The organism is Advenella mandrilli (assembly GCF_016595155.1).
GTDB classification, from domain to species: domain Bacteria; phylum Pseudomonadota; class Gammaproteobacteria; order Burkholderiales; family Burkholderiaceae_B; genus Advenella; species Advenella mandrilli.
In genome coordinates, this window is the sequence record NZ_JAENGP010000007.1 from 77,778 (window position 1) to 92,825 (window position 15,048).

Sequence of the window (15,048 nt, forward strand, 5' to 3'; positions counted from 1 at the left end):
TGTAAGCCCGTTTGCAAAGTCCGGCCCGCCCGAATTGGGCGAGGCCGTTGTACCAGTTTGCCAGCGATTACATGCCGCTGTAAACGGGGCCTTCACCCCCTTGTGGCGCTACCCAGACAATATTCTGGGTTGGGTCTTTAATATCACAGGTTTTACAGTGCACGCAGTTTTGTGCGTTAATTTGTAATTTATCTGTACCGTCATCGTCTTTGATAAACTCATAAACACCAGCCGGGCAATAACGCTGCTCGGGGCCTGCATAAACCTTCAGGTTGGTGTCAACCGGAATATCGGGGTTTTTCAGGGTAAGGTGAATCGGTTCATTTTCATCATGGTTGGTGTTGGAAATGAACACAGAGCTTAAACGGTCAAAAGTGATTTTCCCATCCGGTTTGGGGTATTCAATTTTTGCACATTCCGCGGCTGGCTTCAGGCATTCATGGTCTGCCTTGGTGCGGTGAATGGTCCATGGCATTTTGCCCTGGAAAAGCAGTTGTTCGACACCGGTCATGATGGTGCCCACGGTACGGCCTTTTTTGAACCATTGCTTGAAGTTGCGCGCCTTGTTCAGCTCTTTGTACAGCCAGGACTGTTCGAAGGCAATGGGGTAATCGCTTAAGATGTCGTGGCTGCGTTCGGCAACCAATGCATCATACAGGGCCTGAGCGGCCAGTGCGCCGGTTTTGATGGCGGCATGGCTGCCCTTGATGCGTGACGCATTCAGGAAGCCGGCTTCGCAACCCACCATGGCGCCACCCGGGAATACCAGTTTGGGCAGGGAAAGCAGGCCGCCAGCGGTAAGGGCACGGGCACCATATGCTATACGCTTGCCATTTTCAAAATAAGGCTGAATGCTGGGGTGGGTTTTGTAGCGCTGGAATTCTTCAAAAGGGGACAGCCATGGGTTGGCGTAGTCAAGCCCCACCACCATGCCCACCACGACAATATTGTTATCAAGGTGATACAGGAAGGTGCCGCCATAGGTACTGGAATCCAGTGGCCAGCCGGCCGTATGGATCACCAGGCCCGGTTTGGATTTGGCCGGGTCGATTTCCCACATTTCTTTAATGCCAATACCATAGCTTTGCGGGTCACGACCTTGGTCCAGCTTGAATTTCTCAATGAGCTGGCGTCCCAGTTGGCCACGTGAACCTTCGGCAAAAATCGTGTATTTGGCCAGCAATTCCATGCCGGGCTGGTAATGGTCGGAATGGCTGCCGTCCCGGTTGATGCCCATGTCACCCGTAACTACGCCACGTACGGCACCGTTGTCATCGTACAGGATTTCGGTAGCGGCAAAACCAGGGAAAATATCCACACCCAGGCTTTCTGCCTGTTCGCCCAGCCAGCGGGAGACATCACCCAGACGGACAATATAGTTGCCTTCATTCTTGAAGCAGGGGGGGAGCATCCAGTGAGGTGTTTTGCGGGCACCGGTTTCGCTAAGGAAAAGAAACTCATCTTCTTTGACGACCGTGTCCAGCGGTGCACCTTTTTCTTTCCAGTCAGGAATCAGCTCGTCAAGAGCCAGAGGGTCCATGACCGCACCTGAAAGAATATGGGCGCCAATTTCACCGCCTTTTTCCAGTACACAGACGGAAATATCTTTATTGTTTTCGTTGCTTAATTGCTTGAGTTTGATTGCTGTTGAAAGACCTGCCGGTCCTCCGCCAACAACGACTACATCATATTCCATTGACTCGCGTTCAGACATGAGCGCCAACTCCTTTTATATAGATTGTAAATTGCCAGATGTCATGATTGTATTGTAATGAGTTGGTTTATGCAGTGAAAAACAACAAAATTCATTCGATAAAAAAAATGTCAATCTAAATCTGATAGAGTTAATAACTTATTGCATATCAAAAAACAAAAGGACATAAATGGATAATTTCTGCTTGCCTGCAGATTTGGCAGGAAGTTTTAATAATGGGATTCACTCTTTTTCATTCGCCATGCGCTGGGGTGACATGGATATGCTGGGGCACCTGAATAATACCGTTTACTTCCGGGCCATGGAGGAAGCACGTATTGATTTCATCAATGCCATACGGCCTTATTTTGAAGCGGGTACCGGCGTGGTGGTGGGGCATCTTTCCTGTGATTTTCTGCGTCCCATGAATTATCCGGGCAATGCTTTGGTCATGCATGAATTAACCCGCATGGGTCGTTCAAGTATGGAACATAAAATTACCATCGAAAAAGAAGGTGAGCCAGGTGTTGTTTATGCAACAGCGCGTTCGGTTCTGGTGCTTTCCAATCTGGCTACCGGCCGCTCCAGCCCCTGGACAGAGCAAATGCGTGAGGTAGTCCAGAAATTATTCAATCAGGAATAACGGTTTTCAGTGTATTCCCCAATTTATGGAAAGGGGGAAACTATGGTATTTGTAGTGGTTGACCGCTTTATATTTAATACGAAGGAAAATAGATGGATAAGGTGTATCAAAGCGCCAGCCTGGCCTTAAAGGACATTGTCGCTGATGGACAAATGATAGGAGTGGGGGGGTTTGGTTTATGTGGCATTCCCGAGGCGCTAATTACTGCGCTCAGGGACTCCGGCGTTAAAGACCTTACTTGTGTTAGTAATAATGCCGGTACCGACGGTTTTGCGCTGGGGCAGTTGCTGGTTACGCGGCAAATCAGAAAGATGATTGCCTCTTATGTAGGTGAAAACAAAGAGTTTGAACGGCAATATTTGTCTGGCGAACTGGAACTTGAGTTTACACCGCAAGGAACCCTGGCTGAAAAACTGCGTGCTGGCGGGGCAGGTATTCCTGCTTTCTTTACCCGTACCGGGGTAGGTACCCTGGTTGCCGAAGGCAAGGAAATTCGTGAGTTTGATGGCCATAATTATGTCATGGAGCGTTCACTGACCCCCGATATTTCGCTGGTCAAAGCCCATATTGCCGACCGCAGCGGCAATTTGATATTCCGTAAAACAGCCCGCAACTTCAATCCCAACGTTGCCATGGCCGGCAAAATCACGATAGTTGAAGCAGAAAAAATTGTAGAGACCGGCGAACTGGATCCCGATCAGGTACATTTGCCCGGTATTTACGTGCATCGTATTGTGCTGAATGAGAATCCGGAAAAGCACATTGAACAACGCACTGTCCGTCAGGCATAAGGAGAACAAGAATGGCTTGGAGTCGTGAAGAGATGGCAGCGCGTGCTGCCAAAGAATTGCAAGATGGTTTTTATGTCAACCTGGGAATCGGACTACCTACTTTGGTGGCCAATTATGTTCCCGAAGACGTTGAAGTATGGTTGCAGTCTGAAAACGGCCTGTTGGGCATTGGCCCTTTTCCAACCGAAGATGAGGTTGATGCTGATCTGATTAATGCGGGCAAACAAACCGTTACTACCTTGCCCGGTTCTTCCTTTTTCTCATCGGCCGATTCATTTGCCATGATTCGTGGTGGCAAAATCAACCTGGCCATCCTGGGTGCCATGCAGGTTTCTGAAAAGGGCGATCTGGCCAACTGGATGATTCCAGGCAAAATGGTCAAGGGCATGGGGGGCGCGATGGATCTGGTAGCGGGTGTTGGCCGGGTACTGGTTTTAATGGAGCACGTTGCGCGCAAGAAAGACGGTACCGAAGACCTTAAAATCTTGCCTGAATGCACCTTGCCCCTAACCGGTTTGGGGGTGGTTAACATGATCATCACTGATCTTGGCGTTTTGGAAGTCACTGAAAATGGTTTGAAACTGCTTGAACTGGCGCCGGGCGTCACTGTTGAGGAACTGCAGTCCAAAACCGGTGTGAAAGTGGATGTTTCCGCTTTCGCTTAAGGTGAGCGATTGCTTTGCCTTGGCCTGTACTTGCTCAAAGCAAAGCTAAGCAATTAGTCGCTTATGCGATCACAACAACAAAAACCCCGTCTTGCTGCTGGCAGTGTGCGGGGTTTTTTATGCCTGTTTTTTGCAGGCGGCCAGGGCCAGCAATAACCAGCCAAGTAAAAAGCTTACTCCGCCAATCGGGGTGATGGCACCCAGTACAGGCGTGTTGGTTAATACCAATAAATAAAGGCTGCCGCTAAAAATCACAATGCCAGCCGTCAGAAAGCGGGCCGCCCATTTTTGCAAGACCGGCGCAAGATGGGCGCTTGCGGCCACCAGCATAAACAGACCCAGGCTATGCGTCATTTGATACAGCACACCCGTATGCCATACCGTTAGTCTTTCGGGGCTTACCATCGTTTTCAGGGCATGGGCACCAAAAGCGCCAAAGGTAACGGAAACCAGGCAACTGAGCGCGGCGAAAACAAGATAAAAACGGGCATTCATGGCTACTTCCTTAAAATGACAATAAAAAGCAGGAAACACTATAAGCTGATCGGTTAAAAAATTCCATGGTTTGGTTTTTTTGGCTGACGCCCATCACGGCTTGGTGTATCTTGTTGTAAATATATTAAATGTTAAGTTTCTTTAGCCATGGATGGGAGCCTGTTTTTTTCCATGCTTACTGCTTTGGCGAGGCCTGCTTTGTGACAAAGATAAAAAACAATAACATCCCTTTACCAATACTGTTGTTGATATACGCCTGTTTGTTATTTGCCATGTATGTCAGTTGGAGTACGCTTGCTCTGGGGCTTTGGGGACAGGCCACGATGGGTACGGTAGACAGTTATGATAGTCGCCTTGATGACCGGAGCGCAGGGCAAAACCGTTCCCGCACGATTTCCAAAGGTTACTATTTTACCGCGAATGGAAAGCAGTACCGGGGGTATGTCATTTATGCCAGCGATGAGGTCTGGCCACGCCTTCCAAAGGGGGGCACGCGGGCTGAGCGAATTCTTTATTTGCCTTTCTTTCCTTATATCAATAAACCCAGTGCGCTAAGCGATTTTGATGAGATGGGGGCGCTGGCTATCATTTACCATACTTTTGCTCCACTGGCTTACCTGCTTTTGCTACTGCTGGTGAGCGGGACAGTAAAACGGCAGAAAAAAACAAACCGGCGGCCGGTAAAGCAACCAGACCACCATCCTGTAAAACTAAGGAATAACGCACAAATGTTTTGTACAAACTGTGGTAAAGCCCTGGTGAAAGACGCTGTCTTCTGTACAAATTGTGGCACCCGGATTTTGAATGCCGGTGCTGATCGCGACGGGCAGGCCATGCCCGCGCCAGAGTCGGGTTTCCCCAATTTTCCCGTCAGGGCGGGTTTTTCCAATTATTGTGATCACCCTGACATCTTGGAGGCTGCCCGAAAAAACCGTAAAACCGGCATTGGCTGTCTGTGGGTACTCACACTGGTGCCGCTCATCGGCTTTCCGGTTGCAGGCCTTCTGGTTGAGGATCTGCCTTTTACAGAGGCGGTCGTCATTGGTGTGGGTATTGCGCTGGTCATGTTTATCGTGAATTTGTTCGCGCTTCGCCGCGCCAGCAGGCCAATGTGGGAAGGGGTTGTAGAGGATAAAACCCGTAAAGAACGCAGTGAACGCCGAAGCAGTGAGGACAGCAGTGACAGTACCTATATCGAGTATATGACTGTCATCAGGACCCAGGACGGAAAGAAAAAAGAAATTGTTGAAAAGGGCAGCAGAAATTATATGTATGACTATCTGGCCGTGGGTGATCGTGTGCGTTACCATCCGGCCTTTGGTACCTATGAGAAATATGACAAATCGAAAGATCGCATTATTTATTGCAATGTTTGCTCAATGATGAATCCCATCAAGAATGATCGTTGCAAACGGTGTGACAATTTACTATTCAAATAAATAAGGAACATTTCCATGAAACCCTTCAATTCCCTGCGGGAAGCCGCCGAATATGCCGTTACCCTGTCTGATGGCTGGCATTTTGCCAATACGAGTGAGACCTATGAGAAAGAAAGTCTGCTGCCACTTGCCCAAACCAGCGATGAAGAAGACCCGATCGATGAGGATAACTTTTATCTGGTGTCCTCAGGCGGCTCAATCGGTCTTTGCGAAGATGCAGAAGATATAGACTGGTTGTTTATTGCGAATGCTGAAAAAGACACTGTTCTGCCCGATGTTTATTCAGCCTCAACAGACAATTGCTTTTGTTCCCAATGCGGTCATCGTCTTGCGCCTGGCGCCAACTTTTGTGATGAATGTGGTGCAAAGCTGAACTGATCAGGCCTGCTAAATCAAGCAATCAAGCAAAAAGGAAAACTCATGTATAGTCAAAAAAGTGAAGAAAACCGGCCCAATAATGTCGGTCAGAAAAAAGCCGGTACAGTTGCAAAAGCAATCATGGCCGGTACAGTCATGATGGTGACGGGTGTCATTTTGTTTGCCCAGCCTGCACAGGCACAGGCAACGCAAAACCGTCCGGTTAACGGAATCAGTCTTTCCACCACTGAACGGCCCTCAATTGAGGATTTTCGGTGGTATTTAAATGATGTTGAAAAGAACGGTGTACCCAAAGGGGCTATTAAAGAAACCGATTTCAACAACCTTGCCGCAAACTGGAAATGCCTGTTTATTTATGACCCCGAGGGTAAAGACACGGGCCGGCTGTACGATTTCCTAACACTCACCTTGTCTGGGGCAGAGGGTAATGGTGCCGTGATCCTTGATTGGTCTCATATGTTTGCAGGCGATCAGGACATTGATGAAACCAGTATGGAAGACACGGTGCTGAACATGAACTGGAAAAATGGGACTTTATACGGGTATGGCCCGATGAATCTTAGTATCAAGCAGTTCTATTCTTACAAAGGGGCGCAATATGCGGTGGGTACCCTGACGTTGCCTGATGGTACTGACGGCTTGGTGGCCATGACGCGTCCCTGAGCAGGGTCTGACAAGGTGTTTTTTTAACGGGAATGGAGTGGGGTAATGGCAAAATTCTGTATGAAATGTGGAACCGCGTTGCACGAAGGTGCCAAATTTTGCATGAAATGTGGCCATGCCCTGCCGGGAATTGCGCAAACTGCACCCGCACAAATACGGTGTGAGCGCTGTGGTGAGTCGTTGAAGACAGGGATGAAATTTTGCCCGAAATGCGGTGCCAGGGTCGGGCAGGCATTAACGGTTGACATTCCTGTCAGTGAGCCGGTTGTTTCTGTGGAGGTGAGTGATCTGCCACCTAACGTTGAAGCAGCTCAAAAAGAGCACCCAACAGAAAATGGCGAAGAAAAAGCCACAGAAAAAGCCCCGGCAGTGAAAAAAGAAGCCGCCCATTTGGCGAAAAAGGCTTTGTCAGCGCTGCTTGACCAGACGGTTAGCGCGTCCGACAAAGCAGGTGAAATGCGTATTTCCATTTCAGAGGCGCAAAAGTCGCTACTCACCCATGTGATTCGTGAGCTGGCTAAAAGGATAGTGAAATGACAGGCACTAAAAAGCGTTCTTTTTTATGGGTGTTGCTGGGGGTGCTGTTTGCACTCGTATTTTCTTATCCTGTTCAGGCACAGGAATTACTGGCAGACGGTCGTGGTCTTGAATCGGTGAAACTTCGTTTTGTGAATATTACCTCCAAAACTGGTAAGCATCCTGATGAGGACGGCACCCATAAAAAATTAAATGATGTGACCCTGAAGGTGGGTGAGCCGGTCAAAATTACGTTTGATCGCTTTGTGACGGACATTAAGCCTTGGCATGCAGTCAGCGGGTGGCTCAAACTGGAACTTGGCCGTGATTATCATGGTAAGCCAGCAATTTTTTATGAGCTGGATCTGGACATATCGCAAAAAGTAAATGATGGCTGGGTCAAAACTTATAACGACAAGTCGGCCTATAGCGAAATGCGGAAGGTGTTGGAGAACACCTATTGGGGAGGCAGCAGCATGCTCACGTTCAATTTCTGGCTTGAAGTGACTGATGCTGTCCATGCCGAGGTCACCACCGACGCCGATGAAAGTGCTGGCGAAACCGGTATCCTGATTCCTGCCGCTATTGCGGGTATCCTTATCGGGGGCGGTGCAGCCGCTGCCTGGCGTAGAAACAGGCGCAAAAAGAAACCACAAAATGAAGAAAAGGAAGCGCCCGAGGACAACCCCAATCGCTATGAAATGCGAATTCGCAAGGATTTCGGCAACACGCTGGTCATTGGCAAAAAAGTCCCGATATACGCCCGCATAGTTGAAATCAACCCTGATGGCCACGAAAGCTCCCGTCATGATTTGACTGCAAAAATCAGCATCAGCTCGCCCGATGGCCTGCACATCAGTGGCGAAAGCATGGCGGGCGACTATAAAGCGGCGCATGTAGAAGCCCTTGCCAGTGGTGAAATCCCCGCCGAGGCCCGGGTGTCATTTTGCTTCAAGACTGACGGCGGCAGCTTTACCAACCATGTGGTTTTCCAGATTGAAGAAGAGAAAATTGTTTTTGCGCAAGATAATCTGACATTGCCTGCGTGTCACGAAAAGACAGAACGTCTGCCTTTTGCCGTGTTGGGTATGGGCAAAGAGGCGCTGGTAACGGCCAGTATTATCCGCGATGACGGGTACAGCGTTATCGTCGAGGCCGCAGACCAGCCCGGTCTTTATTATGCCGTCATTACCGAGAAGAAAAAGACGGTTGGCCAGGCCGGTGACTATGACTCGTATACCTTGGAAGTCAAGGCAGTTAATGGCGAGCAAAACATTACCGGAACGCTACCGATTTACCGCTTTAACATGGGCTTAAGGCTGGATATCAGTTCGATGGCTTGCTACGTTGAACCCTATGATTCGCATAAACATCGCAGCAATAAATTCCTGTTTACGGTGGCAGACAAGCAGTATGTGCCTGCCGAGTCCAAGGCGATGATCACGCTGTTTGATTGGGATCCGCAAGCCCATAGCCTTTTGCAGATTGCACCTGACAGTCTGGACTTCCAGCTTCAGGCCGTGCACGAGGCTGATCAGCCGATGCTGGAAAAGCTCGCCATTCAATGTCAAATGATGGACGAGGTGACAGGAGGAGGTCGTGCCTTGATTTTTCGCTGTTGCAAAGGTGCGTTGGATGCACCCAGCCGGTTCAGGGTCAAGGTGCGTCTTGCCACTACATATGGTGATGAAAAGTACATTGTTGAAAAAGAAGTGCTGCTGTGTTCCCAGCCTTTGCGCCAGTCCAGGGATATGGCAGACGGTATGGCGATGCTGAAAGCGGATGCGTACATCACCGAACGTCTGCTACATATTCGTACCCTGATTTGGGAGATGAACTACCTGAATAAGCTGTTTCCATTGGTTAAGTTCATCGATGTCATGCTGGACGGTTATGACGAAGCTTATGGCTATGACGCCCGGCAAGTGGAAATCGTCAAGCAGACCTGGGGTGGTTTTTTGCAAGGAACTGTTGCTGGGGCCAATGCACAGGCCCAGACCGTGACCTTTGCCGATGAAGTGAAGCTTTATATAGAAAGCTATTTGCAAACGGCAGAATCCCTTGAAGAATCATTGGGCTTTATGGGGCGCATGGCACTGGGTGTGACTACATTGGGTTGCTCTGATGTGGTCTTTACTTCCCTGGAAGTGGCGCGCGATATGAAAGCGTATGTGGATAGCGGTGGTGATAGCGCCTGGGGAGCCTTTTATGTGGGCGTTAAAGTTGTCACTCTTGAGTATCTTTCCGACAAGGCAATGAATGCCGGTTTGGACAAACTTAAAAAAGTGGCCGGCAGTCCTGAAGCGAAGCGAGCCATGCGTGAAGCGAAAGAAAATGTCGCTGATAGTATGGCACGCTTCACAACCGCAATCAGTGGCAAGAATACCCGTACCGCGATTGAGGACTCTGTCAAGGCCGGCAAGCAGGCGGCCAGCCAGGCAAGCCTGCTGTTGGAAACCGGACGCAGAAGATTAAGCAAGACAGCCGGCCAAATCGAGCTGGATGAGGCGCTACGTGAAGGCAAGCTGTTTGCCAAACAGCAAGTGGAGAATTTACAGGCTGCGGCCTGGCAATTCGAGCTGAACCCCAGCGAAGCCAATCGAAAACTGCTTAATGACATGACCATCAGCGTTCAGCAAAACAAGTTGGCCATGTATGCGTTGCAGAATTATAAAGATGAAAGTCTGGATTCCGTGCGTAAATCATTTAATGAAACATTGGGTGTGTTTTACAACCGTGCCGACACCCTTGCCAAAGAAAAGCTCGCTTCCATAACGGGGATTCCGACAGCTAAAATTCAAATTCTGAATGCCAGTTCCTCTTCACAGTCGCTTATGCAGCGCGGCAGGAAAACCACAATCGATCGTGATTGGACCGCCTATTATGTTAACTCCAAAGGCGAACATGTCTTTTTTGATCAGGGCATGACCGAACAGATCTATAACGACAGTTTCTTTGAGGCTTCAAAAGGGTTCAAGAATAAGGATGCGGGTTTTTCGGGTCGTTATGGCCAAAAAACCGATCAAACCGTTATTGAAGACGTGCTGGGTCATGCCGAAAGCTATGGCACTGACCTGAAGAAAATGCTGGATAAAACCTATCATGGCATGGCGCTGGACAATCCTGATAAAGTCGCGACAACGGTTGCCAATAAAGGTAAGGAGTGGTTTGAGCGGGGCCATGCACTGCTGGAAAAAGCCGTGAATATTGCTGACCCATCCAACCGGCAGCGGATGTTGGCAGATGCTGTGGGCCAGAAAATGGAGGGCTATCGCCAGCTGACCAAACAGTTTGATAACGGCATCAACCCAAGGGATGTGGCTAGAAGAGGCGGTGCACAGGCCAGCAAAATTCCTGAAAGGTTGCGTGTCTCGGTGGAAATGTGTCGCCGTCAGTTGGATATTGATAGTCAGGTTTCATTGACCGATCTGGAAAGTAGTCTCGAAGCCTTGGGCTTTACGCCAGCGACCTTTGCGGATGCGCTGGGAAATGTGGTACGCCAGATTGGATAGAATGGTCCGTTTATGTACCTAAACAGGCGGGTTCATGGCGTTTTTGTGCTGCTTTGTGGGTGTATCTGGCCTGTAAGCAGCCCTGTTTGTTTATCATGAGCAGGATGGACGAAAAACGTATTTTATTTATTGTGCCGGCTCACCCTTAACGGGTGGGCGGCTTGCTGATTTGTTGGTTGAAAAAATGAATCTATTCAAACAAAGAATTGCGCTATTGCGCGAACAGATGACAAAACGCGGTATTGATGCTTATATTATTCCATCCGCCGATCCGCATTTATCCGAATATCTGCCTGAACACTGGCAGGCCCGCACCTGGCTGAGTGGTTTTGACGGCTCGGCGGGAACCCTGCTGGTAAGCGCTCAATTTGCCGGTTTATGGACCGACAGTCGCTACTGGGAGCAGGCCCTGGCCCAGCTTGAAGGCAGTGAGATTGTCCTGATGCGACAGGGGCAGGATGGCGTACCGGATTTGAATGACTGGCTGTGCAGCGAATTGCAGGCCGGCATGACGGTTGGGGCCGATGGCTTTACCCTAAGCATGCGTGCCGCCCATGATTTGCAGGCGGCCCTTGAGGGGGTATCGCTGCGATTTTCCTGGAATGAAAAATTGCTGGACAATATTTGGCCTGACAGACCCGCCTTGCCGGTAGAGGCAGTGTATGAACATGAAGTGCCTTTTGTATCGCAAAGCAGGGCAGACAAACTGGCGCTGGTGCGCAAGCAGATGGCCAGCCTGGGGACGCAGTGGCATCTGCTTTCATCGCTGGATGATATTGCCTGGATCTTGAATTTACGTGGCGCTGACGTTTCATATAATCCGGTGTTTCTGTCGTATTTGCTAATCGGCCCCGAGCAGTGCGAGCTGTTTGTGGATGAGGCCAAGCTCAATCCGGCCCTGACTGAAAAGCTGGTGGCTGAACAGATTCTGATCAGGCCTTACAATGAAATCACCCAGGGGCTGGCCGGGCTTGAAGACAAGGTGAAACTCTTGATTGATCCGGCGCGCACCACCATTGGCATCTGCCAGGCGGCAGCCAGCCTGGAGCTGGTAGAGGCGCTGAACCCGTCCCAGTTGTTCAAATCACGTAAAACTGCGGCTGATATCCAGAATGTGCGTCAGGCCATGGAGGCCGATGGTGCTGCACTGTGTGAGTTTTTTGCCTGGTTTGAACAGGCCATGGCCAATGGTGAAGTCGTGACCGAGGTGACCATTGATGAGCAAGTTAATGCCGCCCGGGCGCGGCAAGCGCATTTTGTCTGCCCCAGTTTTGCCACGATTGCCGGTTTCAACGCCAATGGTGCCATGCCCCATTATCGGGCTACTCCCGAATCGCATGCGGTGATTGAAGGCAATGGCCTGTTATTGATTGATTCTGGCGGGCAATACCTGAATGGAACTACCGATATTACCCGGGTGGTACCGGTTGGACAGGTATCCGATACCCAAAAGGCGGATTTCACCTTGGTGCTCAAGGGAATGATTGCCTTGTCGCGGGCGGTTTTTCCGGTTGGGTTTCCGGCGCCGCTGTTAGATCCGATTGCCCGCATGCCCTTGTGGCAGCAGGGGCTTGATTTTGGTCACGGTACCGGACATGGCGTGGGTTATTTCCTGAATGTACACGAAGGGCCTCAGGGGATTTCCCATCGTGGCTACCGTAATCTGCATACCGGTATGCAGGAAGGCATGATTACGTCCAATGAACCGGGGCTGTACCGTCCCGGACAATGGGGTATCCGGATTGAAAATCTGGTGTGCAATGTGCTTGCGCAGGAAAGCGAATTTGGCCTCTTTCTTCAATTTGAAACCTTAACCCTGTGTCCGATTGATACCCGTTGCATTGCGCGCCACTTGCTGGATGAGGCCGAGATAAACTGGCTGAACCAGTATCATGAGCAGGTAAGAAACAGGCTGCAAGCTTTGGTGGAAGGGGCAGCCTTGCAATGGTTGCTGGAAAGAACCCAACCAGTTTAAAGCTGGCCCATGCCATATTGAACCAGTAATGCGCTAAGCGCTACCGCGATCCATACGCCCAGTCCCAGCAGAATGGGGCGTATGCCGGTGCTGGCGATTTTGCGCAGGTTGGTGGACAGACCAATCGCACTCAGTGCCATGATAATCATGAATTTGGCGGCGCCAGACAGCCAGGGCAGCAGGGCTTCTGGCAGCAGACCAGTACTGCGTATTCCTGAGGCCACCAAAAACCAAAGGATAAACCAAGGGAATATTTTGACCAACGTGACTTGGGGCATGTCATTTTTTTTCTGGCGCCAGACTTCAAGAAAAACCAGGAACAGGCAGATGGGAATAATTAGCGTGGCTCTGGTTAGCTTGACGATGGTGGCGTAATCGCCGGCCTGCTGGCTGTAGGCATAGCCCGCGGCAACCACTGAGGAGGTGTCATTAATGGCGGCACCTGCCCACAAGCCAAAACCGTAATCGCTTAATTGCAGCATATGCCCCAGGGCAGGAAACAGCAAAACAGCAATCACATTGAAAAGAAAAATGGTTGAAATGGCATAGGCGGTTTCATGATCTTCGGGTTTGATGATGGGGGTAATGGCCGCAATCGCCGAGCCGCCGCAAATGGCCGTACCGACCCCGATTAACGTACGTAATTTGCCATGGATACCCAGTATTTTTCCCAATAACAAGGCACTGATGAACGCCACCGAAACCGTCACGAAGGTAACGGCTAGAGACTCGCCACCGGTGCTGACAATTTGTTCAAAGCTAAGACCAAATCCCAGTAAAATCACAGACCATTGCAGGATTTTTTTACTGGTAAATGTAATGCCAGGCTGCATGACGGTTCTTACCCCTAGGGCATTGCTGTAAATAATGCCTAGCACAATGCCAAAAACCGGACCGCCAATAACGGGGAACTGTTTGCCGGCAAACCAGGCAATTATGGCAATGCCCAGGGTAAGCAAGAGTCCCGGGATCAGGCTGTTTTTTTTTCGGAACAGACCCGGCTTGCTGCTTGATGAGGCAAGGGGAGAATTAACGGTGTTATAGGCTAACATAATAAATATTTATATGTTTATGAATTATAGGTATATTAAACCTTTGTTTAATATAAATAAAGATAATATAATTTATAAATAGAATAAGGATTATTTATATGATTTCATTCAGTCCCAAACAACTGGAAGTTTTTGTGGCCATTACCCTGCAGGGCAGTGTCAAGGCCGCCGCCAAGGTATTGCACTTAACCCAGCCGGCAGCCAGCATGGCCTTGGCAGAACTTGAAAAACAACTGGGTTCCTCCCTGTTTGATCGTGACAAGGGGCGGCTTTTTCTGAATCAGAAAGGTAAAGATTTGCTGCCACTGGCCCAGGAAATCCTGGAGCGTATGCGTGAGCTGGAGCAGCGGGCCGGTGACGCCCAGGATACTTTGCGGGGGAATTTCAGGGTGGGGGCCAGCAATACCGTGGGTAATTATTTGGTGGGTGACTTGCTGGGCAATTTTGTCAATCAACACGAAGCGGTTACGGTGCATCTGCAAGTGGCCAATAGCGATGAAATTGTTAAGGGAATTATGGAACACTCGCTGGATGTGGCTTGCATAGAAGGTGAAGTGATTAATCAAGATATAGAGGCTCTTGCATGGCGTGATGATCAACTGCAGATTTGCGCCAGGCCTGATCATCCGCTGGCATTGAAAACAGCATTGCAGGAAAGCGATTTTGAAAACCAGCGCTGGATTTTGCGGGAACAGGGTTCTGCAACCCGGCTGTTGTGTGAGAGGGAGCTGGCTCGTTTGCCGCAGGGGCATATTGTGATGGAGTTGGGGCAGGTGGAAGCCATTAAGCAGGCGGTGATTGCCGGCCTGGGGATTGCCTTTTTGCCCAAGGTGGCGGTTACTTACGCGATAGAATCAGGTCGGTTAAAGCGGCTTGAAACGCCTTTTCTGAATCTGAACAGAAAACTGTCTATTATTTATCATAAACAGCGCTATCGTGGGCGTTTAATGGATAATTTTTTGTCCATGGCCGGTATTTAGCCAGCCAGGACCGCGTTTGGGGTGTTTTTCCCCAGGCGTCGGCGTATTCTTTTCCAGACCCGGTCATGTAAGGGTAATAAAAGTACATTGCACACGGGTTCTACCAAAGCGGCTATCCCCCCTATTGATACAGAACCGGTAAAAACAAAGGTAACGGTGAAAGCGACGCTCATGTGAAGCAGTGTCTGGCTTATTTTTTCGATGATGATCATTTTATTCTCCATGCTCAATCCATGATCTAAATGA

At 49.6% G+C, this 15,048-nt stretch carries 14 protein-coding genes; 10 read left to right on the plus strand and 4 right to left on the minus strand.

Going from position 1 to position 15,048, the window contains the following annotated elements; translation table 11 throughout:
* Positions 1–67 precede the first annotated feature (67 nt).
* The gene (locus tag JHL22_RS07285; RefSeq protein WP_200235478.1) at positions 68–1,714 is read right to left on the minus strand and encodes an electron transfer flavoprotein-ubiquinone oxidoreductase; all 1,647 of its coding nucleotides are present in this window, start codon (positions 1,712–1,714) and stop codon (positions 68–70) included.
* A 169-nt stretch (positions 1,715–1,883) separates the two neighbouring features.
* On the opposite strand from JHL22_RS07285, the gene JHL22_RS07290 reads away from it, so the two are divergent.
* The 3 genes from JHL22_RS07290 (at position 1,884) to JHL22_RS07300 (ending at position 3,792) form a co-directional block, all read left to right on the plus strand.
* Complete coding sequence (locus JHL22_RS07290) at positions 1,884–2,336, plus strand: acyl-CoA thioesterase (protein ID WP_200235480.1); 453 nt, start codon at positions 1,884–1,886, stop codon at positions 2,334–2,336.
* 92 nt (positions 2,337–2,428) lie between these two features.
* Positions 2,429–3,127 carry a CoA transferase subunit A gene (locus JHL22_RS07295; RefSeq protein WP_200235482.1) on the plus strand — a complete coding sequence of 233 codons (699 nt, stop codon included), beginning with the start codon at positions 2,429–2,431 and terminating at the stop codon, positions 3,125–3,127.
* Positions 3,128–3,138: 11 nt separating this feature from the next.
* Positions 3,139–3,792 carry a 3-oxoacid CoA-transferase subunit B gene (locus JHL22_RS07300; protein WP_200235484.1) on the plus strand — a complete coding sequence of 218 codons (654 nt, stop codon included), beginning with the start codon at positions 3,139–3,141 and terminating at the stop codon, positions 3,790–3,792.
* 117 nt (positions 3,793–3,909) lie between these two features.
* On the opposite strand, the gene JHL22_RS07305 is transcribed toward JHL22_RS07300, so the two are convergent.
* The gene (locus JHL22_RS07305; RefSeq protein WP_200235486.1) at positions 3,910–4,287 is read right to left on the minus strand and encodes a DUF423 domain-containing protein; all 378 of its coding nucleotides are present in this window, start codon (positions 4,285–4,287) and stop codon (positions 3,910–3,912) included.
* 272 nt (positions 4,288–4,559) lie between these two features.
* On the opposite strand from JHL22_RS07305, the gene JHL22_RS07310 reads away from it, so the two are divergent.
* The 6 genes from JHL22_RS07310 (at position 4,560) to JHL22_RS07335 (ending at position 12,770) form a co-directional block, all read left to right on the plus strand.
* On the plus strand, positions 4,560–5,726 hold the full coding sequence (locus JHL22_RS07310; protein ID WP_200235488.1) for a zinc ribbon domain-containing protein: 1,167 nt from the start codon (positions 4,560–4,562) through the stop codon (positions 5,724–5,726).
* Between the two features lie 15 nt (positions 5,727–5,741).
* Positions 5,742–6,104, plus strand: coding sequence for a zinc ribbon domain-containing protein (locus JHL22_RS07315; protein ID WP_169294128.1), 363 nt, complete (start codon positions 5,742–5,744; stop codon positions 6,102–6,104).
* A gap of 42 nt (positions 6,105–6,146) precedes the next feature.
* Positions 6,147–6,767 (plus strand): hypothetical protein, encoded by a 621-nt coding sequence (locus JHL22_RS07320; protein WP_169294129.1) that lies wholly within the window; start codon positions 6,147–6,149, stop codon positions 6,765–6,767.
* Positions 6,768–6,812: 45 nt separating this feature from the next.
* Positions 6,813–7,304: a zinc ribbon domain-containing protein gene (locus tag JHL22_RS07325; RefSeq protein ID WP_200235490.1), complete on the plus strand. Its 492-nt coding sequence runs from the start codon at positions 6,813–6,815 to the stop codon at positions 7,302–7,304.
* A complete protein-coding gene (locus JHL22_RS07330; protein WP_200235492.1) occupies positions 7,301–10,795 on the plus strand; it encodes a hypothetical protein in 3,495 nt (1,164 codons plus the stop codon). Before JHL22_RS07325 ends, JHL22_RS07330 begins: the two co-directional genes overlap by 4 nt.
* 184 nt (positions 10,796–10,979) lie before the next feature.
* Positions 10,980–12,770, plus strand: coding sequence for an aminopeptidase P family protein (locus tag JHL22_RS07335; RefSeq protein WP_200235494.1), 1,791 nt, complete (start codon positions 10,980–10,982; stop codon positions 12,768–12,770).
* On the opposite strand, the gene JHL22_RS07340 is transcribed toward JHL22_RS07335, so the two are convergent.
* Positions 12,767–13,822 (minus strand): YeiH family protein, encoded by a 1,056-nt coding sequence (locus JHL22_RS07340; RefSeq protein ID WP_200235496.1) that lies wholly within the window; start codon positions 13,820–13,822, stop codon positions 12,767–12,769. The two genes, JHL22_RS07335 and JHL22_RS07340, sit on opposite strands and share 4 nt — an antisense overlap.
* Before the next feature lie 98 nt (positions 13,823–13,920).
* On the opposite strand from JHL22_RS07340, the gene JHL22_RS07345 reads away from it, so the two are divergent.
* Positions 13,921–14,802, plus strand: a complete 882-nt coding sequence (locus JHL22_RS07345; protein WP_200235497.1) for a LysR family transcriptional regulator — start codon at positions 13,921–13,923, stop codon at positions 14,800–14,802.
* On the opposite strand, the gene JHL22_RS07350 is transcribed toward JHL22_RS07345, so the two are convergent.
* On the minus strand, positions 14,799–15,014 hold the full coding sequence (locus JHL22_RS07350) for a DUF2061 domain-containing protein (RefSeq protein ID WP_200235499.1): 216 nt from the start codon (positions 15,012–15,014) through the stop codon (positions 14,799–14,801). The genes JHL22_RS07345 and JHL22_RS07350 overlap by 4 nt on opposite strands.
* Between the last annotated feature and the right edge of the window lie 34 nt (positions 15,015–15,048).